This is a genomic window from Chthoniobacter flavus Ellin428 (genome assembly GCF_000173075.1).
GTDB classification, from domain to species: Bacteria; Verrucomicrobiota; Verrucomicrobiia; order Chthoniobacterales; family Chthoniobacteraceae; genus Chthoniobacter; species Chthoniobacter flavus.
Map to the genome: position 1 here is coordinate 1 of NZ_ABVL01000017.1, position 24,553 is coordinate 24,553.

19 protein-coding genes and 1 pseudogene are annotated in these 24,553 nt (G+C 60.7%); 3 read left to right on the top strand and 17 right to left on the bottom strand.

From position 1 onward, the window contains the following. Nucleotides 1-336 precede the first annotated feature (336 nt). Nucleotides 337-762 (bottom strand): large conductance mechanosensitive channel protein MscL, encoded by a 426-nt coding sequence (gene mscL / locus CFE428DRAFT_RS22765; RefSeq protein ID WP_006982012.1) that lies wholly within the window; start codon nt 760-762, stop codon nt 337-339. Between the two features lie 129 nt (nt 763-891). Here mscL and CFE428DRAFT_RS22770 point away from each other — a divergent pair, with 129 nt between their 5' ends. Genes CFE428DRAFT_RS22770 through CFE428DRAFT_RS22780 form a run of 3 tightly spaced genes read left to right on the top strand, consistent with a single transcriptional unit; the run spans nt 892 to nt 3,356 of the window. Next, nucleotides 892-1,344 (top strand): GatB/YqeY domain-containing protein, encoded by a 453-nt coding sequence (locus CFE428DRAFT_RS22770; protein ID WP_006982013.1) that lies wholly within the window; start codon nt 892-894, stop codon nt 1,342-1,344. Nucleotides 1,345-1,362: 18 nt separating this feature from the next. After that, on the top strand, nt 1,363-2,085 hold the full coding sequence (ispD, locus tag CFE428DRAFT_RS22775) for a 2-C-methyl-D-erythritol 4-phosphate cytidylyltransferase (protein ID WP_006982014.1): 723 nt from the start codon (nt 1,363-1,365) through the stop codon (nt 2,083-2,085). 38 nt (nt 2,086-2,123) lie between these two features. Next, nucleotides 2,124-3,356 (top strand): M16 family metallopeptidase, encoded by a 1,233-nt coding sequence (locus CFE428DRAFT_RS22780; protein WP_049975726.1) that lies wholly within the window; start codon nt 2,124-2,126, stop codon nt 3,354-3,356. 462 nt (nt 3,357-3,818) lie between these two features. Here the strand turns inward: CFE428DRAFT_RS22780 and smc are convergent, their stop codons facing one another. From smc to CFE428DRAFT_RS34280, 16 genes and pseudogenes are all read right to left on the bottom strand, one after another. Continuing rightward, on the bottom strand, nt 3,819-7,661 hold the full coding sequence (gene smc / locus CFE428DRAFT_RS22785; protein ID WP_006982016.1) for a chromosome segregation protein SMC: 3,843 nt from the start codon (nt 7,659-7,661) through the stop codon (nt 3,819-3,821). Between the two features lie 262 nt (nt 7,662-7,923). After that, nucleotides 7,924-8,280 carry a hypothetical protein gene (locus tag CFE428DRAFT_RS22790; protein ID WP_006982018.1) on the bottom strand — a complete coding sequence of 119 codons (357 nt, stop codon included), beginning with the start codon at nt 8,278-8,280 and terminating at the stop codon, nt 7,924-7,926. A gap of 204 nt (nt 8,281-8,484) precedes the next feature. Continuing rightward, a complete protein-coding gene (locus CFE428DRAFT_RS22795) occupies nt 8,485-9,897 on the bottom strand; it encodes a dihydrolipoyl dehydrogenase family protein (RefSeq protein ID WP_006982020.1) in 1,413 nt (470 codons plus the stop codon). 15 nt (nt 9,898-9,912) lie between these two features. Continuing rightward, nucleotides 9,913-10,251 (bottom strand): divalent cation tolerance protein CutA, encoded by a 339-nt coding sequence (cutA, locus tag CFE428DRAFT_RS22800; protein ID WP_085951233.1) that lies wholly within the window; start codon nt 10,249-10,251, stop codon nt 9,913-9,915. Nucleotides 10,252-10,454: 203 nt separating this feature from the next. Then, complete coding sequence (gene mnmA, locus CFE428DRAFT_RS22805; protein WP_202797486.1) at nt 10,455-11,609, bottom strand: tRNA 2-thiouridine(34) synthase MnmA; 1,155 nt, start codon at nt 11,607-11,609, stop codon at nt 10,455-10,457. A 717-nt stretch (nt 11,610-12,326) separates the two neighbouring features. Then, nucleotides 12,327-12,734, bottom strand: a complete 408-nt coding sequence (locus CFE428DRAFT_RS22810; protein WP_131990140.1) for a hypothetical protein — start codon at nt 12,732-12,734, stop codon at nt 12,327-12,329. A 104-nt stretch (nt 12,735-12,838) separates the two neighbouring features. Continuing rightward, entirely contained in the window at nt 12,839-13,888 is a 1,050-nt protein-coding gene (gene lpxD, locus CFE428DRAFT_RS22815) for a UDP-3-O-(3-hydroxymyristoyl)glucosamine N-acyltransferase (protein WP_006982024.1), read from the bottom strand. Nucleotides 13,889-13,897: 9 nt separating this feature from the next. Beyond that, nucleotides 13,898-14,530: an OmpH/Skp family outer membrane protein gene (locus CFE428DRAFT_RS22820; RefSeq protein WP_006982025.1), complete on the bottom strand. Its 633-nt coding sequence runs from the start codon at nt 14,528-14,530 to the stop codon at nt 13,898-13,900. Between the two features lie 64 nt (nt 14,531-14,594). Further along, nucleotides 14,595-16,454 (bottom strand): outer membrane protein assembly factor BamA, encoded by a 1,860-nt coding sequence (bamA, locus tag CFE428DRAFT_RS22825; protein WP_083805295.1) that lies wholly within the window; start codon nt 16,452-16,454, stop codon nt 14,595-14,597. Nucleotides 16,455-16,602: 148 nt separating this feature from the next. Further along, nucleotides 16,603-16,929 (bottom strand): annotated as a pseudogene (locus tag CFE428DRAFT_RS40605) (POTRA domain-containing protein); the annotation flags it as partial. 149 nt (nt 16,930-17,078) lie between these two features. Further along, nucleotides 17,079-18,170, bottom strand: coding sequence for a cyclic dehypoxanthinyl futalosine synthase (gene mqnC, locus CFE428DRAFT_RS22835; protein WP_042725617.1), 1,092 nt, complete (start codon nt 18,168-18,170; stop codon nt 17,079-17,081). Between the two features lie 239 nt (nt 18,171-18,409). Further along, on the bottom strand, nt 18,410-19,417 hold the full coding sequence (locus CFE428DRAFT_RS22840) for a quinone-dependent dihydroorotate dehydrogenase (RefSeq protein WP_006982029.1): 1,008 nt from the start codon (nt 19,415-19,417) through the stop codon (nt 18,410-18,412). 27 nt (nt 19,418-19,444) lie between these two features. Further along, nucleotides 19,445-20,770: a tRNA uridine-5-carboxymethylaminomethyl(34) synthesis GTPase MnmE gene (gene mnmE, locus CFE428DRAFT_RS22845; RefSeq protein WP_064736178.1), complete on the bottom strand. Its 1,326-nt coding sequence runs from the start codon at nt 20,768-20,770 to the stop codon at nt 19,445-19,447. Between the two features lie 588 nt (nt 20,771-21,358). Continuing rightward, a complete protein-coding gene (hisC, locus tag CFE428DRAFT_RS22850) occupies nt 21,359-22,477 on the bottom strand; it encodes a histidinol-phosphate transaminase (RefSeq protein WP_042725599.1) in 1,119 nt (372 codons plus the stop codon). Between the two features lie 222 nt (nt 22,478-22,699). Further along, nucleotides 22,700-23,071, bottom strand: coding sequence for a hypothetical protein (locus tag CFE428DRAFT_RS22855; RefSeq protein WP_006982032.1), 372 nt, complete (start codon nt 23,069-23,071; stop codon nt 22,700-22,702). After that, on the bottom strand, nt 23,022-24,551 hold the full coding sequence (locus CFE428DRAFT_RS34280) for a serine/threonine-protein kinase (protein ID WP_006982033.1): 1,530 nt from the start codon (nt 24,549-24,551) through the stop codon (nt 23,022-23,024). The genes CFE428DRAFT_RS22855 and CFE428DRAFT_RS34280 overlap by 50 nt, the downstream gene beginning before the upstream one ends. Between the last annotated feature and the right edge of the window lie 2 nt (nt 24,552-24,553).

Genomic DNA, 24,553 nt, shown 5'->3' on the forward strand with positions numbered 1-24,553 from the left:
CCTTTTTTTGGGGCGGTTCGCGCTTACTGCTATGATCCTAAGGCGGTCATGGTCAGTTAGTTTGTCATCCACTACAAACAGGGAAGAGCCTCCTTGAAGATGATGGCTCGGCCTACGCCGAAGGCGTTGAATCATCCAGCCCAGGGTTGGTGCGAGGCACGAGCACCTACCCTGGGTATGCTTAAAAAAGCGCCCAACCCTGAAAGGGTTGAATCCGAATGCTCAACGAAGACAGCTACAACCCTTTCAGGATTGGCCAAATGTGCGCGCAAACCCAGGGTAGCTCGTTCCTCGCAACGCTGCGCGTTTACGGAACGCGCCCCCGCGGATCAGACATCACACCGCTTCTCCGGGACTGCCACTCGGCGGCAGGCTCGACGGCTTGGCCCCGGCCTTGAGCAGATCGCGGATTTCACGCAGCAGCTGGATATCCTCGGGCGGCGGCGGGGCGCCGGCTTCCTTCTTCTCGCTCATCGCTTTCAGCTTGTTCATCGGCTTGACGAAGATGAAGAACAGCACCACCGCGGTGATGAGAAACTTGATGATGGCATTGATCACCAAGCCAACATCGAAGATCCAGAGGTGAAGCGAGACGTCTTTTCCCCCGCCGAAATAGCCGATGAGCGGGTTAATGATGCCGTCGGTGAAGTCCTTGACCACGGCACCGAAGGCGGCGCCGATGAGCAGACCGACCGCGAGGTCGATGACATTGCCCTTCATGATGAACGTTTTGAATTCGCCGGCGATTTCTTTGAAGTTCATAGTACGCGGATGTTCGTACGGTGGTTATACGCCGCAGGCGCCACCGGGGAAAGCGTCCAGATGGGATCGGGAAAACTCCGGACAAAAGAATTTGCCCGTTAGCAGGATGGGGTTAGGGTCGACGTTCCCATGAGTTTCCAAGCCCAAATCGATCAGGATCTCAAAGAGGCGATGAAGGCCAAGCAGCCGGAGCGTCTCGCTGTGATCCGCATGCTGAAAGCGTCGCTGAAAAATGCCTCCATTGAAAAGGGCGGCATGGATCACGTGCTCGATGATGCCAGCGCGATGGCGATCGTGCGCAAGGAGATGAAGAAGCGGCAGGACTCGATCGAAGGTTTTGAAAAGGGCAATCGCCCGGACCTGGCGGCCAAGGAAAAGGCCGAGGCGGATATTTTGCAGGGCTATTTGCCGAAGCCGCTGACCCCGGAGGAAATCAGCGCACTCGTCGCCGCGGCCATCGCCGAGGTGGGCGCGACTTCCAAGGCCCAGATGGGTGCGGTGATGAAGGTGGCCACCGAACGGGCGGCCGGTCGCGCGGATGGCAAGGCGCTGAGCGTCGCCGTAGGCGCCCAGCTCAAGTAATTTCCCAATCTCCATTTTATGGTCTCCGCCATCATTGTCGCCGCCGGGAGCAGCCGGCGCATGGGTTTCGACAAGCTCTTCGCCCCGCTCGCGGGCAAGCCGGTGCTCTGGCATTCGATCAAGGCTTTCAACGACACCAAGGAAGTCGATGAAATCCTGATCGTGACGAAGGATGACCGGATGGACGAGGTGGAGGACCTGGTCTCGAAAAGCGGGCTGGTGAAGGTCAAGAAGGTCATCAGCGGCGGCGCCGAGCGGCACATCTCGGTGTGGAATGGACTCCAGGCGGTGGACAGCCAGGGCAGCGAATATATTGCCATCCATGATGGGGCGCGGCCCTTGGTCACGCCGAAGTTGATCAAGGCCTGCCTCGACCTGGCCGAGACCCATGGCGCCGCGACGTGTGCTTCGCAGATTCCCGACACGGTGAAGCGGGCCAACATCGAGCAGATGGTGACCGAGAGCGTGGAGCGGACCGGGCTCTGGGCGATGCAGACCCCCCAGGTTTTCAGCAGCGGACTCATCCTGCAGGCTTACGCCGCGCTCATGGCCAAGCACGAAATGGTGACGGACGAGGTTTCGGCCGTGCAGAAGATGGGCAAAAAGATCGCTCTCCTGAAGAATGACGACTGGAATATGAAGGTCACCTTTCCCCATGACCTGGAGTTGGCGGAGCATGTCCTCGCACTTCGGGAAAAAAAAACCGCTAAGTCTACCAAGCCGCGCGCGATACCTCGCTAATGGATTCCCCGTATCGTCTCTCCCGCCTGCCTAACGGCGTGCGGATCGCTTCTGTCGAAATGCCCTGGATGCGCAGCGTCAGCATTGGCGTCTGGGCAGGCGTGGGCGGTCGGCATGAATCGGCCGAAATGAGCGGTATTTCCCACTTCATGGAGCACCTGCTCTTCAAGGGGACGAAGAAGCGGACGGCCAAGCGGATCACGGAATCCGTGGAGGGGCTGGGCGGGTATCTGAACGCTTTCACCACCGAAGATCACACCTGCTATTACGCCAAGGCGGCGGCCCCCCATCTGCCGGAGCTGTGCGACGTCCTCGGCGACATGTATCTGGACAGCCAATTCGCGCCCGGGGAGATCGAGCGGGAGCGCGAGGTCATCCGGGAAGAGATTTTGATGTATCGGGACCATCCGGCACAGCATGCGCAGGAATTGCTGACCGCTACGATGTGGCCGGAGCACCCGCTGGGCCGTCCCCTGACCGGCACGGTGGAAACAATCGGCCGGATGAAGCGGCCGCATTTCCTCGGGTTCCACGACCAGCACTACACCGGCAGCACCACGATCATCACGGTCGCCGGCCCGGTTTACCATGAACGCGTGGTCGAGCTCTTGACCCCCATTTTCGAACGGCTACCCAAAGGACGGACGCCGCGCTTTACCCGCACCCGCCCGAAAGACGGTGCTGCGAAGGTTTCCCTTTATACGCAAGACACGGAACAGACGCATCTGGCGATGGGCTTTCACGCCTTTGGCCGGACGGATGAACGCCGCTATGCGCTCAAGCTGTTGTCGGTGATTTTGGGTGAGAACATGAGCTCGCGGCTCTTCCAGAAGCTGCGCGAACGCCACGGCTTTTGCTACAGCGTGCAGACCAGCATGGTGACCCTGGCGGAGACGGGAGCGATCCAGGTTTACGCCGGTTTGGATGCGGCCAATCTCGAAAAAGCGGTGCGGATGATTTTAAAGGAGTTGGAGAATATCTGCCACAAGGCCCCCAGCCGCACTGAGTTGAAGAAGGCCCAGGATTACACCATCGGGCAGACTTTCATGGGGCTGGAGTCGACCTCCAACCAGATCATGTGGATGGGTGAAAGCATCCTCGGCTACGGCAAGGTTCTCGATCCGGGCGACGTCGAGCGGAAGATCCTCAGCGTGACGCCGCAGGATATTCAGCGCGTGGCCTGCCATTGCCTGAACCGCGTCCGCCTCGGCGTCGCCGTCGTCGGCCCGCTGAAGAACCAGGAAAAGATCGCCGACTGGCTGAGGCAGTAGAGGCTGGGCGAAGCTATGCCGTGGAGGGCGGCGCTCCGGCCTAAGCATTGGCCACAATTCAATCCGAGGGCGACTCCCTTCCCGCGGTCATCCTGAGCGGAGCGCCCGAGGGCGAAGGTGGGCGGGCGCGCAGTCGAAGGACCCCGTCGAACAACCAGCGAGACGCCTATGGAGTTACGGGGTAAATGCAACCGAACAACCAGTGAATATCGCTTGTAAAGCGACGGGGTCCTTCGACTGCGCGCCCCCCGCCTCCGCCCTCGGGCGCTCCGCTCAGGATGACACCGGGAAGGGATGACGTCGGGAAGGGATGACACCGGGAAGAAGACGCCCCCCTTTTTCCGCCCAACCTCCATCGCGGTCGCCTTTTTACTTCATCCGCGTAGCAACCTCTCCAAACGCAACACGGCGCGCCGGGCTGTGACCGGCGCGCCGCTCCTGTGCGGGAAGATGTTTGGAAGATCAGGCCGCGCCGTTGGCGGACTCGAGGTTCTCGCTGTGGAGGTTCGGGCTCTTGCCGAAGGCCTCGGCGACGCTCGGTACCGGCGCGGGGTTGTTCGACCCGAGGACGTCGTTGTTTTGCTGGCTCTCGTCGCGGCGGCTGAACTTCACGCCGACCAGCTTCGAGACACCGTGCTCTTCCATGGTCACGCCGTAGAGAGCGTCGGCGCGGGCGATGGTGCGCTTGTTGTGGGAGATGACCACGAACTGCGACTGCCCGACGAAGCGGTCGAGAATCTTGATGAAGCGGTTGATGTTCGATTCGTCCAGCGGCGCGTCCATTTCATCGAGAACGCAGAAGGGCGAGGGCTTCACCATGTAGATGGAGAAGAGCAGCGCGACGGCGGTCATCGTCTTCTCACCACCGGAGAGCAGCGAGATGGAGGTCAGCTGCTTGCCGGGAGGCTTGGCGATGATGTCGATGCCGCTTTCCAGCGGATCGCTTTCGTCGGTGAGAACGAGGTTCGCCTTACCGCCGCCGAAGAGCTCGAGGAACATTTCACCGAAGTTGACCCGGATCTTCTCGAAGGTCTCGGCGAAGAGCGTCTTGGTCGTGGCGTTGATCTTGGTGATGGTCTCCATGAGCTCCGCCTTCGAGTTCGTGAGGTCGGTATTCTGCTGCTCGAGGAAGGTGTGCCGCTGCTCCAGTTCGTCGTATTCCTGGATGGCGTCGAGATTGACCGGCCCCATGGAATCGATGCGCGAGTCGATCTCGCGGACGATGGCGTCGATCCGATCCCAGTCGATGGCGAAGGCGTCTTCGACCATCGGCCCTTCGGATTCGGGCTCGGGAGCTTCTTCGGCCTGAGCCGCCGGCGCTTCCGTGGGCTCAGCCGGCGCACCGGAAGGCGCTTCTTCCGCCGCCTCGGCCGCCATGGCGCGCTGCTGGCGCTTGGCGTGATCGCGGATGGCCACACGCAACCCGTGAAGGTCGCGTTCGAAAGTAGCGAGGTCGATCTGGTAACGCTTCTGGATGTGCTCAGTGATCGCAGTGAGCTTCATATCGACCTGGGTCTGCCTCACCTCCAAACGGCTGCGCTGATCGTGCGCCTCGCTGAGTTGATGACGCAACACGCGGAGCGCATTCGACATCTCCTCCGTCGCCGCCGCCAGGCCGCTGCGCTCCTCAATCATCGCCATCACCGCGGTTTCCCCTTCCCCGACCTGCTCACGGAGCCGTTCGAGGTTGACCGCGATCTCGGCATTTTCGGCCACGGTCGATTCCGCGCGCTGCTGGTAGCCGACGATATCTTGCTGCCGCTGCGCAATAAGTTCCGTAAGTTCCACGATCCGAGCCTCCATCGGCGCGCGCTGATGATGCAACGAGGAGTGCCGCTGACGCTCGGTCGCCACCTTCACGCGCAGGTCGTTCAACTCCGCCGCCAGTTCACCCTCGCGGGAACGGAGGACCTCGAGTTCATTCGATCCCTCGGCGCGGCGCGCTTGCAGGGCTTCGAGCTGCTGCATGTTCGAAGCGACTTCCGATTCGAGCGCGTCCACGCGGTCGACCGCTTCGCGATGACGCGCCTCGCTGCTGGCCCGCTCGCCTTCGAGGTTCTGCTGCTTGCGCTCGGTCTCCTTTGCCTCGCGCTCGACCAAGGCGAACTGACTGCGCAGCGTCGAGAGATGCACGGTGAGGTTCTGCTTCTCTTCGCGGACCTCATCCAGGCGGGCTTGCGCCGACTCGATCTGCACGACCAAATCCTGTCGCTTTTGGGTCGCTTCTTCGACCTGCAGTCGAATCTGTTCCGCCTCAGCCTCAAGGGTATGCATCTGGTTCTTACGCTCGAGCAGCGAATTCGTCGCACCACCGGCCGCACCGCCGATCAGCAACCCTTCCAAGGTCAAAAGTTCGCCACCGGCGGTAACAAAAGTCGCCGCGTGATTGCGACGCAATTCCAACGCCCGTTCCAGCGAATCGACGAGGTAAGTATTGCTGAGCAACGCATCGAGCAACGGCGCGAGATCATCCCCGCTGCGCACCAGCGAACGCACCGGCTGCAAGCCGGGGATCGATTCGGTCGCCCCGCCCGAGACCAACGGCATCAATTCCCGCAAAGCCAGCGTCGCCCGGCCCAACCGTTGAGACGTCAGCGATTTGATGACCGCCTCCGCGACCATCACATCCTTCATCACCACGGCCTGCAGGTGACCATTGAGCGCCGTCTCCACCGCGCGCACATGCTGCGGTTCGACTTCGATCAATTGCGCCAGCGCGCCCGCCACCGCCGGTTTGAAAAAGTCCGGGTTATCCAGACCACGCAACACCGCCTGGGTGCCTTCGGAAAGACCTTCGCCACCCTCGATGAGATTGCGCAGCACCTCGACCTTCGAGTCACGCTCGGCCAGCGAACGCTGGGTCTCGCGCAGCACGCGATCCGTCTCCGCCAGGCTCGCTTGAATCTCGCGCAATTGCACTTCCGCATCGGCTAGTTGGGCAGACCGCAATTCCGACTCCGAGGCCGTGTGATCGATCTCCGCCTGGGTATTGCGGAGGCGATCCGTAAATTCCGCAAAAGCGAACGTCAGTTGATCCAACTCACCCGTAAGAATCTGCATACGCGCCTCAGCGCCATCCCGTTGCTGCGAGACGCTGGAGACCTGTCCACGCAGCCCGCTGACGCGGCTTTCGACCCGCGCCATGTCATTCATCGCCGTGTTGATCGCCCGTTCCGCTTCCTGCCGTTGGGAGGTCAGCGCGGCCGTCGCGGCCTGCTTTTCCTCCATCACCCGCAGCTCGCTGGCCAGCATCGTGGTGATCTGCTCGAGTTCCACATCTGTGTCGTGCAACTGCGTTTCGGCGATGCGGAATTTCTCCTCCGCGCCGGCGACGTCGCCACGATAGCGATCGACCAATTGCTCAAATTCCAAGGCCCGCTCTTCGTTAAAGATGATGCGGTTTTCGTGATTCGAAATGCGCGTCTTGAGATCCGCCACGCCCTGGCGCGCGCTATTGAGACGTTGCTCGATTTCATCCAGCGCCGCCCGGTGGACCGCCGCTTCGCTCTCGCGCGATTCGATCTCCTGCTGGCTCTCGGTCTGCTTGTCGACCAGCCGTGCCAGATCCACCCGGATGGACTCCTGCTGCTCCGCGAGGAGGTCAAACTGCCGCTTGGCCGAGTGCGTCTCGAGCAACTTGAGGTCGGAAATCAGCGACTGGTAACGCCGCGCCTTGCCCGCCTGCCGCTGCAGGGAGCCGATCTGGCGCTTCACTTCCTTGATGATGTCCGAGAGGCGCAGCAGGTTCGCTTCGGTGGCCTCCAGTTTGCGGAGCGCTTCCTTCTTCTGAGACTTGTACTTGGTGATGCCGGCGGCTTCTTCGAAGATCGCGCGACGATCTTCCGGCCGTGACGACAGGATCATGTCGATCTTGCCCTGCTCCATGATGGAGTAGGCCGACCGGCCGATACCGGTATCCATGAAAAGCTGGTGGATGTCCTTGAGACGGCAGGGCGTCTTGTTCAGAAAATACTCGCTGCCGCCGTCGCGGAAGACGCGGCGGGTGAGGGTGACCTCGTGCCAGTCGAGCCCGAGTTGCTCCTCGCACTCGGCGAAGGTCATCGAGACCTCGGCCATGCCCACGGCCGCCCGGGAATCGGTGCCGCTGAAGATGACGTCGGCCATTTCGCCACCGCGCAGGGCCTTGGCGGATTGCTCGCCGAGCACCCAGCGCATGGCGTCGAGCACGTTGGACTTGCCGCAGCCATTGGGCCCGACCACCGCCGTCACGCCGCGATGGAATTCGAGCTTGGTCTTGGGAGCGAAGGACTTGAATCCGAAGAGTTCGAGCGACTGGAGATACATGCGAACGAGTTAAGGGGTTAAAGGCTGCTGAAAAACCGGCTATCCGGGGGTGGACGTCGGGAGAATGCCTCTGGCCCCTCCCCAGGCGCAAGCGCTATTTGCAGTGGTCGTGAAAAATTCGCTCCACAATATGTTGTGGGTGGCGATTTACGAAGAGCTACGCAGGAAGCTTCTCTGTAAGGTGCTTTTCCTCAAGGGGAAAAGCGCCGTTGGGGTTCCAAAATGAGGGCCATTTTCGGCCCTTTTCCCCTCCCCTTTTGAGCTACCAGAGCCCCCAAGGCTTGATGTCCTGGCAACCGTTTTTGTTCCAAAGCCGGGCGCTCTGGTCGTGGATATCCAGGAAATACCAGTCGAGGTCTTTATCGTAATAGACCGTCTGGCAGATGCTGTGGTGCCGCCCTTGGAATGTGCCGAGACCGACCACGGTCGCGTAAATGGGGGCGGTCGCACCATGGGCGTCGACGCCCTGCCGAATGGCCAGCACCGTGACGTCGGTCCAGTCCATCGCTTCCATGATCCGTTGCGCGTCCGACTTTTCCAGAGGCGGAGGTTCCGAGGCGAAAGCCGAATGACCGACCATCATTCCCAGCCAGACCAAGAACAGGGCAACACGCTTCATTTGGCTATCTGACGTGGAACACGGCGATTCGCTTCACGGGAAATGCGTGGTCGGCTTGGAGTGGTCGGCGTGGGGCGACGGATAGGAGGGATAGGAGGGATAGGAAGAATAGGAGTAATAGGATCCTATCGCTCCTATTCTTCCCATTCCTCCTATTCTTCCTATTGCCCGCGACAGCATCTCGCTTCGCCCGCGCAGCTCCCCCTACGACGCCCGCGACGGCACGGCGCTGAAAAGTGGGACCAGCCCCTCGGCAATCGTCGGGTGGGTGAAGATCGCATCCCGCAGGGTCGTGTAGGGCGTCCCGGCCAGCATGGCCACTTGCACGACGGCGATGAGTTCGCCGGCTTCCACGCCCAAGGCGGTGAAGCCAAGGATGCGATCGCTGTTCGTGTCGATGAGCGCTTTGAGAAAACCCACGCGTCTCGGAAAGCGTGCGGGGTACCGCAGGATGGTCGTCATCGGGATCTTCGCCAATCGATAGGCGATGCCCCGCTTCTTCGCCTCGGTCTCGCTCAAGCCGATCCGCGCCAGCTCCGGATCGGTGAACATGCAAAACGGAACCTGGCGCCCATTCGTCACCCGCCGGCGACCGGCGAGATTGTCGCGCACGATGCGGAAGTCATCGTAGGCGATGTGGGTGAAGTGCGGACTGCCCGCGCAATCGCCCACCGCCCACACGCTCGCGGCGGTGGTTTCGAGACGATCGTTCACTTTCACAAAACCGCGCTCGGTGATCTTGACCCCGGCGCGGTCGAGACCGATGCCGCTGGTATTCGGTGTGCGGCCGCTGGCCACGAGGAGATGGGAGCCTTCGAGCACCATGTCCTTCCCCTCGCGCGTGACATGCACTTTCACACACGTGCCGGATTTTCCCTCCACGCGGTTGATGCGGGCGCCGGTCATGATGCGGACACCCTCCTCACCGAGAAATCCCTCGATCTCCGCGGACACGTCCGGATCTTCGCGGTGCAACAGGCGCGCATTGCGCTCGAGAATGGTCACCTCACTGCCAAACCGGCGCATGGCCTGGGCCATTTCGAGGCCGATGTACCCACCGCCAATGACCAGCAGATGAGGGGGAACGCGATCGAGCTCGAGCGCCTCGATATGGGTCAACGGTTCCGCTTCGCGCAACCCGGGAATCGCTTCGACGGTCGCCCGGCTGCCCGTGCTGATGACGACTTTCTCCCCACGCAGGAGACGCGAGCCGCCCTCGGCCAGGTCCACCTCGATCGTCCGCGGCGCAACGAAGCGGCCGGTGCCGATGACCAGTTCCGTTCCACTCGACTGGTAAATATCGAGGTGCATCTGCACGAGGCCGTCGACCATCTTGCGCTTGCGATCACGCACCGCGGACATATCGATCCAGCAATGCTCCTTGTGGATGCCGAACTCGCGTCCGCGCCAAAAGTAATTCGCTACCTTCGCGCTATGGATCACGTTCTTGCTCGGCAGGCAGGCGATGTTCGGACACGAACCGCCAACATATTTCCGCTCGATCACCGCCGTGCGCAGGCCTTTGCGCGCCATCGTCCAGGCAAGATACTTGCCGGCTTCGCCGCTGCCCAACACGAGGAAATCGTACTCTTCTGGTGACTTGTCAGATGTCTGCATGAGACTCGATAGGGTTCAGCCGCGGCAACTCTCCCCCACCCATTGCAGATAGGCCGGCAGACCCGCGCCCGCTGGCAGCGCGATGATTTCCGGCACCTCGTAGCTGTGCAATTCGCGGATGCGCGTTTCCAATTCCGGATACCGCGCGGCGGTCGTTTTAAAAATCACCAGGACTTCGCTGCTCGTCTCGACTTTTCCCTGCCAGCGATAGATCGACTCGACGCCGGGCACGAGATTGCCGCAGGCCACGCGTTGCTCGTCGACGAGTTTCCGCACGGCAATACGAGCCGTTTCGGCGTCAGGCCAGGTGGTGAAAACGATAAAAACGGCGTTGGGGGGTGTTTGCGAGTCGATAGCGGTTTGTAATGTCTTCTATCGACAACACGCCAGCCGGATTTTAGTCGCGGAGATCGTTGAAAATGTTGTTTCTCTACAAGGAGTCCGCAATTCTGCGGATGAAAAATTTCGGCCGTGTTCCGCGGCTGGGCGCGGATCCACCTCGGAGGGATGCGCTCCCGCGCGTCCCACTTTTTGGATTGGGGAACCCGCCCCTCCGTTTAGGCGGCCACCGGCTCTACAGCCATCTGGCGCACGATCCATCCCCCGCCGAGCACTTCATCACCGCGATAGCACACCGCGGCCTGGCCAGGTGTCACCGCGCGCTGCGGCTTGTGCAAACGCACGCGCGCTTCGCCGTTTTCACCCGGATACACGGTCGCGTCCGCACCGGCGTGCCCATAGCGGATTTTCACATTCACCTCGAAAGGTTCGGTCGCCGATCCGCCTGCCCTGAGCGAAGTCGAAGGGTGCCACATGCAGTGGTCGATCGTGAATTCTCCGGTGATCAAATCCTCCGCATCGCCGACGATGACGCTGCTCGTCACCGGGTCGATATCGATGACATAGCGCGGGCGCGGCGAACCGCCGGGCAGCCCTTTGCGCTGACCGATGGTAAACATCTCGATGCCTTCGTGCTCGGCGAGACGATTGCCGGCCTTGTCGTAAATGCCGCCGGGATGAAACTCTCCCGCGCCCATGTGCGATTTGAGGAAGGCTTTGTAATCGTTGCCCGGCACGAAACAGATTTCCTGGCTGTCCTCCTTCTCCGCTACCTTGAGACCGAGCTGGCGGGCGATGGCGCGAATTTCCGGCTTGGACATTTCGCCGAGCGGACAGATGGCGTGCTGGAGTTGCGCCTGGCGCAGACTGAAAAGAAAATAAGACTGGTCCTTCCGCGGATCGCGCCCCTTGCGCAAGACCGCGCGGTCGGCGTGGTGCTCGATGATGGCGTAGTGACCGGTGGCGATGTATTCGGCGCCGAGGGCCTTCGCCTTGCCCCAGAGGTTGCCGAACTTCACCTTCTCGTTGCACATCACGCAGGGATTCGGCGTGCGGCCGTTTTTGTATTCCTCGGTGAAGTAGTCGATGACGAGACGCTCAAAGTTTTCACCTTCATCCACGACGTAGTGCGGGACGCCCAGCGCATGGGCCACTCCGCGCGCATCGGCGATGGCTTGCGGACCGCAGCACTTGTCCTCCGCTCGCGAGATGCAATCCTGCGGCCACACCTTCATCGTCACGCCGACGACGTCGTAACCTTGCCGCTTGAGCAGGTACGCGGCGACGCTCGAGTCCACGCCCCCACTCATGCCGATGACGACACGGGGACGTTGACCAGATTCGGAGCTATTGGTGGAGATGGAAGAATTCACGGAGAAAAACGGTCCGCACTGTCGACGGGAAAGCGCCTTTGCTCAACCGGTTTTTTCAGGAGAGGAAAAACCGCGAATGGACACGAATGAATGCGAATCCGGTGATGATCATTTTCCCTCCCGCAGACACCCCCGCCATGCGAAGTAAAACTTCGCTCCGAAGGTGCGTTACCAAGTGCAACTTGGTAACGAGTGCAAAACTCGCGCCCTCCTTTGCGAGTCATTCTGAGCGAAGTGGAAGGAGTGTAACGACTGGAACGCAGTCGAAGAACCCCGCCGCTTTACCAGCGATGCTCGCTGGTTGTTCAGCCGGATTTACCCCACAGTCCCATAGGCGTCTCGCTGGTTGTTCGACGGGGTTCTTCGACTTCGCGTCCCGCCACCTGACCACCGGGACGCTCCGCTCAGAATGACCCGCGAATGGAAACGAATAAATCCAGTCACTCCTCTTCGGCCCTCTGCGCCTCTGCAGTGCTAACCCTGAAATGTCCGCACGGCGCGTAGAATTTTTGGCCCGCGAATCACGCGAATGACTCGAATGATCTGTTTTCATTCGTGTCATTCGCGTGATTCGCCGGGGCTTACTTTCCCTTCCCTCTCTTTTCGAGTGTTCGTCGCTCCTCTTTGGTTGCGGCTCCGCCGCGCTGCGTCTCTGCGTTTAAATTAATAACCTTTCACACAACCCCAAGCGCGCCGCATGACACGCGTCGCTAACTGCTACTGCAAAAACCGCGCGAGGTTTTCCTGTTCCCAATTCTTCGCGCGACGAAACCAATGGAAGCGGCGCTCTTTCTCGAGGAACTTATCGTGGTGCACGAGCCGGCGACCATTCTCGTCGTACTCGTCGGGCACCATCGCGTGTAACATCTCGTGATAGACGACGTATTCCAAAAACCAGGTGGGGACGAAAGCGCGATCGAGCAACGGATGAATGCGGATGATCTTATCTTCCTCCTGGATCGTCCCGAAGACCATGTAAGTCTTCGGACGCTGCTTGCGCTTGCGGCCCCACACGATGCTGTAACCGCGGAGACGATTGCGAAAGTATTTGGCGTTGATCTTATCGAAGATAGCACCGAGATCGAAAAAGCGGCCCTTTTCGGCGAAGGAAAACTGCCGTTGCATGGGCAGTTTTGGAGCTAGGACTTTGCGCTTGCGCGTGGCCATTTGAAAGCGTGCGGATGAAGTTACGCGCGCAGGCTACGAGTGCGTTAATTAGCCAACAAGGATTAGCTTTCCGGGAAGGAAGATTTCTGCTGTGAGTCCGAAACTTGCTCCAGCTTCTTGACGCGGGCGTAAAGCTTTGGCAAGCGGGCAATACAGGCCAATTGCTCCTTTTGTTCCTGAATCTGGGTGGCCGGATACCCAAAGAAAATCTCCTTGGGTGGGACACTTTTACTCACCCCACTCTTGGCGGCAATGATGGCCTGGTCGCCAATCTCGATATGACCAACGATGCCGACCTGGCCGGCCAGGGTCACATAGTTACCCAGCTTGGTGCTACCCGAAACACCGGCCTGTGAAACGAGAATGCAATGTTTCCCAACTACCACATTGTGAGCTATTTGCACCAGATTATCGATCTTGGTCCCCTGCTGGATCCACGTCCGGCCAAACCGGGCGCGGTCAATGGTGGTATTGGCCCCGATTTCCACGTCGTCGTCGACCTGAACGATACCCGTTTGCGGGATTTTGACGTGTTTGCCCTCGGCAAACTCGAAGCCAAAGCCATCGCTCCCCAGCACCACCCCACTGTGCAGGATCACCCGGTTACCCACCTGGCAACGCGCGCCCACGGTAACCCGCGGGGCAAACTGGCAATCCTGCCCGATATGCGTTTCGTGACCGATGTAACCGTGGGCGCCGATCAGGGTGTTAGCTCCGATCTGCACACCCTCTTCGATGACCACATAGGGCTGGATGGAAACATTCTCCCCCAGCACCACATTCTTACCTAACACCGCGGTAGGATGCACTCCCGGCAGGAACCGGATAGGTTCCGGCGCAAACTTTTGCAGTAACTGGGCAAAAGCCAGCGACGGATTTTCCACGCAAATCGCCAGGGCGGAGATCGTCTCGGCAAAATCCGCGGGGACGAGCACGGCCGTGGCGCGTGTCGTCTTGAGCTGCGTGATGTATTTAGCGTTACCGAAGAACGTGATCTCGCCGGGTTCCGCCTCGGAAAGCGAGGCGACCCCGTGGACCTTTGTCTCCAGCCCGGAATTAGAAACAAGCCGCCCTCCTACGAGGGCGGCTATTTCCTGAACCGTGAATTCCACGGTCAACAATTACTTCTTGGATTTGCCCGACGGAGTGACGGGCGTCGCGGCCGGCGCTTCCGCGGCGGACGCGCGATTCTTGTTCAGCGAGGTGATCACCGAATCCGTGAAATCATAGTTATCGCGCGAGAAGAGCACGATCGGCACGCCATTGAGGCTGGGGCCGGACTTATCGAACACGAAATCGAAGTTCTCCGCCTTCACCTTGTCGGAGACGATCTTGTTGATGTCATCGACAATGCCGGCGCGCATGCGGACCGACTGCTCCTGGAGTTGCTTTTCACGGGAGGCCTGGAATTCGCGGATCTCGCGATCCATGTTCTGCAATTCCGACGCCTTGTCGCTGCGAACCTTGGACTTCTGTTCCTTGGAATCCTTGCTGAGTTCCGGCTTCTGGATGTCCTCGTCCAGCTTCTTCACCTCTTCGAGAAGCTTCTTGGCCATGTCCATGCGATCTTCCAGTTCCTTCTTCGCCGCGTTGCGAGCTTCGTTGATCTTCGATTCAGCGTCCTTGGTCTTATAGTAGGAATCGAACACGCGCTTCATATCCACGGTGCCGAACTTGGTCGACTGGGCGGAAGCGGCGGCGGTGGTGATGGCCGCTACGAGCAGGAAAACAGGGATTGCGAGGTATTTTTTCATCAGTTTAAGAGGATAAAAGTGCGGGAAAACGGAGGACAATCAGACCCGTGCCGGGCCGATTCGTTCAAAATTGATAGCCGATATTGAAGTTAAACTGCCCGTTTTTGCTGGAGAATTGGTCCGTCCGCAGCGGGAAGCCGTAGTCGATACGCACCGGGCCGATCGGCAGATCGAGGCGGACACCGATACCGAAGTCGTCATTGATATTGCCCGTGCCAAAGTCGTAGGTGCCGGCATTGACGAAGCCGACATCGTAGAAGACCGCGCCGCGCACTTTGTCGACGATCGGGAACGTGTATTCCACGGTGAGGCGGGCGAGCGTATTACCGCCGATGGCTTCGCCGTTTTCATCCTTCGGGCCGGAATCGCGGAACTTGAAACCGCGCAGGTTGTTCGCGCCACCGAGGTAGAGGCGGTCCCAGATCGGCACTTCATCGCCATTGGCCCAGGTGCTCACGGTCGCAACTTCGCCGTTGATCGTCAGGATGCCGTCAAACGGGAGGGAGAAATACTTCGATCCTTCGAGATCGAAGCCGTAGATGTCTTCCTTGCCGCCGAGGAATCCACCGGCGACGTAAGCGGTGAGGTCGACGCGCTCGCCCTTGCGGGTGAGAAACAGCGAGTCACGCGTGTCGTAGGTCAGGCCCAGGGAGATCTGGCTCTTCAGGCGGCTGCCCTCTTCGTTCTTGATGGCATCGGAAGCGCTGCTATCGACGTTGAAGATACCGATGTCTTCGAGGCGATACTCGGCGCGGCCGGTGATGAACTGGGTGAGCCGCTTGCGCCCGGTGATGTCGAACCCGTAGTGGCGCTCGCTATAGACATCCGAGGTGAACGACGCCTCGCGGTAGAAGATGTCCGTGCCCACGGCGATCTCGCGATCCATGAAGTAGGGCTCGGTGAGCGAAATGATGAAGTCCTTACGCTCGGTGCCGTACTGGGCGCGGATACGGAACTTCTGACCGCCGCCGGTGAAGTATGGCCAGCGGGTGAGGTCGAAGTTGGCCTGCGTGATTTCCGCGAAGCCGAGCAGCTTGTCGATCGAGCTGAAGCCGGCGCCGAAGTTGAACGAACCGGTGCGCTGCTCCTCGACGATGACGTTCAGGTCCTTGCGGCCGGGCACCAAGGTATCCGCGGGATACGTCTCCACCTTGGAGAAGTACTTGGTGTTCATGAGACGCTGCTTGGCAGCGTCGACGTAAACGGTGTTGAAGATATCACCCGGGTCGAGCGGGAATTCGCGGCGGATGACCTTGTCCTTGGTGCGGGTATTGCCGGTGATATTGATGTGCTCGACGTAGCTCTGCGCGCCTTCCTCCAGATTGAAGGTCACGTCGATCGTGTTGCCCGGCCCAGGAGTCGTGGAAGCGCCCGCTTGGAAGTCGATGTAACCGCGGGTCCCGTAGAGATCCTGAACGACCTTCACGTCAGAACGCACGGCTTGCGGCGAATAGACGGCGCCCGGCTTGATCTTGGCGTTCTTGGTCACTTCGGGAATGGTGAAGACCTTGGCGCCGTTGTAGACCACCTTGCCCACGTGGTACTGCGGGCCTTCCTGAATCACGAAAGTGATGTCGGCTTTTTCATCCTGCCGATCGATCCGTGGCGCCAACACATTCACGTCGATGTAGCCGGAACCGAGATACTTCTCCTTGATCGCCGCGACGTCGCCTTCCACCGTGTCGCTGTTCAACTTTCCGCCACCGGAGAAGATGTACCGGATGCCCTTCGGGCGGGTCTTGATCGCCTTGAGCAGTTCCCCGCTCGAGAAAACGGTATTACCCTCGAATTTCACGTGGCGAATGACCATCTTGCCGCCTTCGTTCACGTCGAAGGTCACCACCGCTGTGCCAGCCGTGTCGTTCACGTCGACATGATACTTCACGTCGATTTCCGAGAAGCCTTTGTCGCCGTAGTACTTGATTACCTTCTGGCGGTCCTGCTCGAGGCCAGAATTCGTCGAGCGTGTCGCCCGGCTTGGCCGAGATCTCCTTGCGGATGCGGCTTTCCTTCAGCTTGGTGACACCATTGAGATGCACCTCGGTGATCTTCGCCTTCGATTGCACCACCACGATCACCTTCACGCCGTCGGCGACGGGCTCGCCGAAGATACGGACGTTGGAGATGTTGCCCGTCTTGTAAAGATTGCGGATGTCTTCCTCCACCGCCTGCTCCGAGTACGGCTTGCCGACCCGCGTGCGCATGTTCGCCAGCAGCTTCTCCTTGCTGACTGTGCTCGCCCCCGCGTACTGCACCTCGATGGAACGCACGATGGGACCGCTGAGCGGCTGGGTCTGACTGCCGGCCGGAGGCGGCGTCTGCGCGTGAAGTGAAATGACGATTGGGTCCGCGGCCATGGCGCCAATAGCGGCCAGGACCATAAGGTGGCGAAAATTCATGAAATGATGGGCTGCAAATCCCCAGCTGGGAGCGCGCTCCCAGCGGAAAGCCCGCGTATATGAGGGGTTGGGCGCGAAGCGTCAAGCAGCCTTTTTCCGAGGCAGACCCCTCATCGGAAACCGCAAGGCCCCACCCGTTATAAGCGCTTCTAATCCAAGAGCTGATACCAATTATTCCGGCGCCGCGCCTCGTAGCCGGCATCCTGGATCAGGAACTCGATTTCCTCCTTGGCCAGCCGGAAGCTGGTCCCGGCGGAACTGACCACATTTTCCTCCATCATGACGGAGCCGAAGTCGTTGGCCCCGTATTTCAGGGCCACCTGACCGATCTTCGGTCCTTGGGTAACCCAGGAACTCTGCAGGTTCTCAATATTGTCCAGGTAAATACGTGAAAGAGCCTGCATGCGCAGGTATTCCCCGCTGCCCACCGGTTCGGCACGGAGCTTGGTGTGCTCAGGTTGGAAGGTCCAGCAGATGAACGCCGTAAAACCACCCGTGGCGTCCTGTTGCACCCGCAGGCGGTCGAGGTGTTCGATGCGGTCCTCCAGCGTTTCCACGTGGCCGAACATCATCGTCGCACTGGAATTGAGCCCGAGTTCGTGGGCGATCTCCATGACCTTGAGCCAATGGTCGCTGTCGCATTTGAGGGGCGCGATGCGATTGCGCACACGATCGACGAGGATCTCTCCCCCGCCCCCGGGAATCGAGCCGAGGCCGGCTTCCTTGAATTTCGCGATCACCTCGCGCAGCGGCATCTGGAAGACCTCGGAGAAGTGGTTGAACTCCGGCGGGGAGAAGCCGTGGATGTTGATGTGCGGATATTTCTCCCGGATGTGGCTGAGCATCGCCAGATACCAGTCGATATCGAGCTTCGGGTGATGCCCGCCCTGCAGGAGAATCTGCACGCCACCGATGGCAGAGAGTTCGTCGAGCTTCTGGTCGAGTTGCTCGTGGGAAAGCACGTAGTGATCCTCATCCTTCTCGGTGCGATAGAACGCGCAGAACTTGCAATACACGTTGCAGACGTTCGTGTAGTTGATGTTCCGGTCGATGATGTAGGTGACGATGTCGTTGCCGCGACCGTCGAAGGCATCCTGCTTGATGAGATTGCGCCGGCGATTGGCCAGCTCGCCGAGTTCGACCAGCGGCAGGAGGTAAAGGGCAAGGGCATCTTCGCGAGTGATACGCTCCCCGGCGAGGACTTTGTCGATCAAGGCATCTTCAACTGTGGCTACGGACATAAACGGACAGAACATCCAACATCCAACACCCAACGTCCAACACGCAAATGCGGCAAAGAGCACGAGTTCGCGTGGCAGGGAGCTGGCTGGTGGGAGGGAAGGGAAAAACATCCAACATCCAACGCTCAACATCCAACATCCAATGGCGCAAGCTCTCTTCGGGGACCGGCTGGTGGTCGGAGCATTGGATGTTGGATGTTGGGCGTTGGGTGTTGGATGTTTGCGCCGGAGGCGCCGCCCTACCCTCGCTGCAGCAGCGCCTGGCAGATCTTCCCGATCAACCCCGGGCCTTCGTAGATGTAGCCGGTGTAGAGCTGCACGAGCGCGGCGCCGGCGTCGAATTTTTCCAAGGCCGCATCGGCGTTCATGATGCCGCCGACGGCGATGACCGGGACTTTGCTGTGCTTGGTGATGAAGCGGATGATCTCGGTGGAACGGGCTTGCAGCGGGGCGCCGCTGAGACCGCCCTGGGTGCGCTGCGCTTCCGGGATGCTGGTGTGGTCGATCGTGGTGTTCGTCGCGATGATGCCGGCGATCTTGTGTTCCTCGACGAGAGCGAGGATTTCCTCGATGGCTTCCCACTGCAGGTCGGGCGCGATCTTCACCAGCACGGGTCTGCCGGAGGTGTTACGCCGCTGGACATGGCCGAGCAATTCATCGAGCGCCGCGCGATCCTGCAAGTTGCGCAGCCCCGGAGTATTCGGCGACGAGACGTTGAGCACAAAGTAGTCTCCAAAATGCTGGAGACGCTCGAAGGAGAGCAGGTAATCCGCCGTCGCCTCGGCCAGCGGCGTGACCTTGGATTTGCCGAGGTTGATGCCCACCGGGACCGTCGGCCAATGGCCGGATTCCTTCAGACGCTGCAGACGTGAGGCAACCAGGTCGCAGCCGTCGTTGTTGAAGCCGAGGCGGTTGATGAGCGCGCGCGATTGCGGGATACGGAAGATGCGCGGCTTGGGATTGCCGGGCTGCGACCGCGCGGTGATGGTGCCGATTTCCGCGAAGCCGAAGCCGAGCCCCTCCCACGCCGGCAAGGCCACGCCGTTCTTGTCAAAGCCGGCGGCCAGTCCCACGGGATTCGGGAAACGCAGACCGAAGACCGTGCGCTCGAGCCGCGGGTCGGGCTTCGGGGCGAAGCGCCGGAGCAATGGCCCGGTCAGCGCCAGCGCGTCCATGGCGAGATGGTGCACCTTCTCGGGATCGCCGAGGAACAAAAAGGGACGGATGACTTCTTTGTAGAGATTCATGCAAAAACAGCCGCAGGGGCCAGAGAGCTACTTTCCAATACAGAATGTGCTGAAGATTTTGCCGAGTATTTCCTCACTATCGGCCTTGCCTACCACGTCGCCCACCGCGTCCAACGCCCCGCGCAATTCTTCGGCGACAAATTCCGGCGACATCTCACCGGTCAATGCCCCGCGCGCCGCCTCGATGAAACCACGCGCCCGGCCAAGGCAATCCGCATGGCGCGCATTGATGGCCAGCGACCAGTCGCGGTGCGTGGTCGATCCCCCCGCGATCCGGGCGACGATCGCCTTGGTGAGCGCATCGATGCCCTTGTTCTTCAGGCACGAAATGCGCACCGCATCGATCTTCCGCCAGCCGGGATGCTCGCCGAGATCGGTTTTATTCAAGACCGTGAGGACCGTGCCATTCGCCTCTTCGCTGGGCGGCTCACTGGCGTCGAAAACATGCAGGGCGAGATCGGCGCGCGCGAGTTCCTGCCAGGTGCGCTTCATGCCCTCTTGCTCGAGTTCATCATCGCTCACGCGCACCCCGGCGGTGTCAATCAGGCGGATGGGCAAGCCACCGAGGTTGATCGTCTCCTCGATAACATCGCGCGTCGTGCCCGGGCGCGGGCTCACGATGGCGCGCTCGTGGCCGAGCAGCAGATTGAGCAGCGACGATTTGCCGACGTTCGGCGCGCCGTAGATGACCGTGCGCACGCCCTCGCGCAAGACCTTGCCGCGATCCGCGGTGGCCAGCAGCGCTTCCAGGTCCGCCCGCGCGGCATCCATTTTGGCCAGCAGGTCCACGCCGCTGTCGGGGTCGATGTCTTCGTCGGGAAAATCGATGTAGGCTTCGACGTTGGCCAGCAGTTCGATGATCGTCTCGCGCAAGGCGCGGATGCACTCGCCCAAGCGGCCTTCGAGTTGCTCGGTCGCCGCGCGCATGGCCAGGTCGGTCTGCGCGCTGATCAGATCCATGACCGCTTCCGCCTGGGTGAGGTCCATCTTGTGATGGAGATACGCGCGCTGGGTAAATTCGCCTGGCTCCGCCGAACGCGCCCCGGACTTCAAGAGCGCCCCGAGGATGCGCCGCGAAACCAGCACGCCGCCGTGACAGGAGATCTCCACCACATCCTCACCGGTATAGCTGTGCGGCCCGCGGAAGACGGTCAGCAGCACGTCATCCAGCTTGCGCTTCTTCGCATCGTAGACCGCGCCGTAGTGCTGCACCCGCGGCACGAGTTCTGTCACCGGCTTTTTCCCGCGGAAAATGGCACCGGCGATCCCGGCCGCGCGCGGACCGCTCAAGCGCAGCAAAGCGATCGCCCCTTCACCGAAGGGTGTCGAAATGGCAGCGATCGTGTCGTTCATGGAGGCCCGCATGTTAGAGACATCGCGGCGCAAGGCAAAGGTGTGTCGCCAAAAATTTCTGCGCGGCGGTGGCGGGGCGGGAAATCACGGATGGATGCGTTTGGCAAAGGGCGACAAACAGTATGGATAGATAGCAAAAGTCGTGCGGCGCATGCCCGAGGCAGCAGCCAGCCGACACCTCTGGGAGACTGAAACCATTCACGCCTCCCTTCGCGGGTCATTCTGAGCGGAGTGGAAGGAGTGTAACGACTGGAACGCAGTCGAAGAACCCCGTCGCTTTACCAGAGATCATCGCTGGTTATTCGGCGGGGTTTGCCCCGCAGTCCCATAGGCGTCTCGCGGACTCGGCTTTCGACTCCGCGCCCCGCCACCTGACCACCGGGGCGCTCCGCTCAGAATGACACGCGAAAGGGGGCGCGAATATCTCACAGTCCGTGAGATCTGCGCTCATTGGAGCGAAATCCGCGGCATTTGTCACTCCTCGGAGAAGCTGCTGTAGCGGCCGTCGAAGAATAGGAGGAATAGGAAAAATGGGAGCTATAGGAATCCTATCAGTCCTATATCTCCTATTCCTCCTATCTCCCCAGCCTACGCTGGCACCGGCTCGCGGATTGCGAGATTGGGCAGCACCTTGAGCTCTTTCAAGAAGCGCTCGTTCTGCTCCATAGTGCCGATGCTCACGCGGATCCACTCGGGCAGACCGTAGCTGGTCATATCGCGCACGATCACCCCGCGCTTCATCAGCGCCTGGAAGACCGCTTTGCTGTCCCCCACTTTCACGAGAACGAAATTGGCGAAGCTGGGCACGTAGTCGAGTCCCATCGCGGCGAACTCACGCTGGAGATAATCGCGGCCTTCGATGGTGATGTCGCGCGTCTTGCGCTGGTGCTCGTCGTCGAGCAAACCCGCGAGCGCGCCGGCTTGGGCGATGCCGTTCACGTTGAAAGGCTGCCGCGTCTTCTGCAGCACCTCGACGAGTTCCGGCTTGGCCAGGCCGTAACCGATCCGCAAGTTGGCCAGACCCTGGATCTTCGAGAAGGTGCGCAGCACAACCACATTCCGCCCTTCGCGGATGTACTTCAGCGTGTCCGGCGGATTTTCGAGGAACTCGTAGTAGGCCTCATCGAACACCACGATTACGTGATCCGGCACCTTCGCCATGAAACGGTCGATCTCAGCCTGCGAGAGCAGCGTCCCGGTCGGGTTGTTTGGATTGGCGATGAAAACTTCCTTGGTTTTCGGCGTGATCGCCTTGGCCATGGCATCGAGATCGTGGGCAAAATTCGGGTCTGCCACCTCGACGGTCGTTGCGCCAAAGAGCGTGGCCATGAGCTTGTAGACGACGAAAGCATGCCGCGCGACGACGATCTCATCGCCGGCATTGAGGAAAGCCTTGCCGATGAACTCGATGATTTCATTCGAGCCGCAGCCGAGAATCACTTGGTTCCGCGCAAAGCCGAACTTCTGCGCGATGCCCTCGCGAAGGTAATAACCGCCGCCATCAGGGTAGAAATTGGCCCGCTCCAGCGCCTCGTGCATGGCCGTGAGCGCCTTGGGCGACGGACCGAGAGGGTTTTCGTTGGAGGCCAGCTTGATGATTTCGCTGGGTTTGAGACCGAGTTCGCGCGCCACATCCTCGATCGGCTTGCCAGGCTCGTAGGAGACGAGGTCGTGCAGCCAGGGGTGGGCAGTATTCCAGAGTGACATAGGGGCGGTGACGTTAGCCTGCAGTTGGGAAAATGCCAGCGGGAAGGAGGGGCGGAGAAGTTGAGAGTTCAGGGTTGAGAGTTGAGAGTCCGCCGCTTTGCCACTGTAGTCGCCGCTCCGCGGCAAAGTATTTCGACAAACCTACGCGCGGAGCGCGCTCAAATACGGTCACGTGGAGGACTCTCAACCCTCAACCCTCAACCCTCAACTATCAACTTCCCCTCAATCCCTCGGCAGCGCATGCATCGCGTTTTCGATCTGCTCGATGGATTTCTGACGTTCCACCGGATCTTTGGCCGCAGTCATCTTCTTCAGGGTCTGACGGCCCAGTTCCAACGTCTGCCGCGCCTCGGCACGTGAGCCGAAACTCAACTGGTAGCTGGCCAGCTTCTTGCAAAGATGCTCGACCTCCGCCGGGGATACCGGCCGGCCGTCGGTCACGAGATCGAAAGCGTCCAGGTAAGCCTGCAGGGCATCGTCCCGCTGGTGCCGCGCCAGCAGGGCGTCACCGCGGCTGACCAAGGCGTGCCAGTCGGCGGAAGGATCAACGGCTTCCGGCGTTGGCGTTTCTGCCGGCGGAGGCGCCGTCTGCACCGGGATCGCCGGGCGCGGCGCTGGTTCCACATTCGAAGTGCCCACGGGAGGAGGAACGATCTGCTCGACGCGCGTCGGGCCGGGCACCGTCGCCACGGCCACGGGCGCCTCGGACGGAGGCAAAGACACAGGGGCCGGTGGCTCGCCCGTCTTCGGCGGCAACGCGGCAATCGGCGTCTCGGCCTCGACTTTCGCCGGATGCGGTTCGGCTATAGACTCCACTTTTGGGGCCGTCGACTCGGACTTCCCTGGCGGGGCATCGGCTACTGGAAGAGGAGGAGGCACTGCCGACTTCACGGGCGCCAACTCGGGCGCGGGGCGGCGGCACCGCCTGGCCGGCTGCCTCGCGGTTCGGCCGCTTCATTTGAATGATCACCACACTCACTGCCACGAGCGCGCACACCGCAGCGAAGCCAGCCAGCCAGGGCGTGATATTGCTTTCCCGCCGCGTCTCGGGCGAGGAATTGGCGGTGGCGTCGGCTTTCTTCGCCGGACTGGCGGCACCCGCCTTCTTCCCCGGAGTGGCCGCTTTCGGCAGCGGGGTGAGGCGGATATTCTCCACCTCGGTCTTCATTTCCCCGGTGTTCGGATACCGGCGATCCGGTTCCTGCTGCATCGCGCGGATGACGACCTGGTCGATGCGCTCATCGACCGACACGCGCTGCGAGGGTGGATCGAAAACGCCCTGCGGCACCTGGCCGCACAGCATCTCGTAAAGCATCACGCCGAGACTATAGATGTCCGCCCGATGGTCCACGCGCGAACCGCTTTTCTGCTCGGGCGCCATGTAATCCGGCGTGCCCAGCACCATGCCCGTCATCGTCTGGCCCCATTGCTCGGCGGTCGGCGCATCCACGCGCGCCAGGCCGAAGTCCGCCACCTTCACGCGGCCTTTGGTATCCACGAGCACGTTGGCCGGCTTGATGTCGCGGTGCACCACCCCTTCGACGTGTGCGTATTGCAACGCCTCACAAATGTTCACGATCAGTTCCAGCGCCTGGGTCGGCTTGAGCCCCGTCGATTTGATCAAGTGATGCAGCGTCGTCCCTTCGACGAATTCCATCACGAAATAAAGGTGTCCTTCGGGAGTGGTGCCGAAGTCGTAGACCGAAACAATGTTCGGGTGATTCAGCTTCGCCATCGTCCGCGCCTCGCGCACGAAGCGATCCGCAAAATCGCGGTCGATGCTGATCTCCAGCGGCAGCAGCTTGATCGCCACCACACGGTCGAGCGCTTTCTGCACTGCTTTGTAGACCACGCCCATGCCGCCACGGCCAAGCACGTCCACGATCTGGTAGTTCGGGAAAAGACGGCACGCTTCCTCCAGGGTCGGCGGTTCCCAACTCTGCATGCTCCCGCCGCCCGTCATGCGGACGGATTGCATGCCGCGGGCGAAAAGCTCGTCGACGGTTACGCCGGCCAGCAGGGACGGTTCTGGCGCGTCATTGTTGGGCGTCGGATTTTCCGGGGTGGTCGGCATGG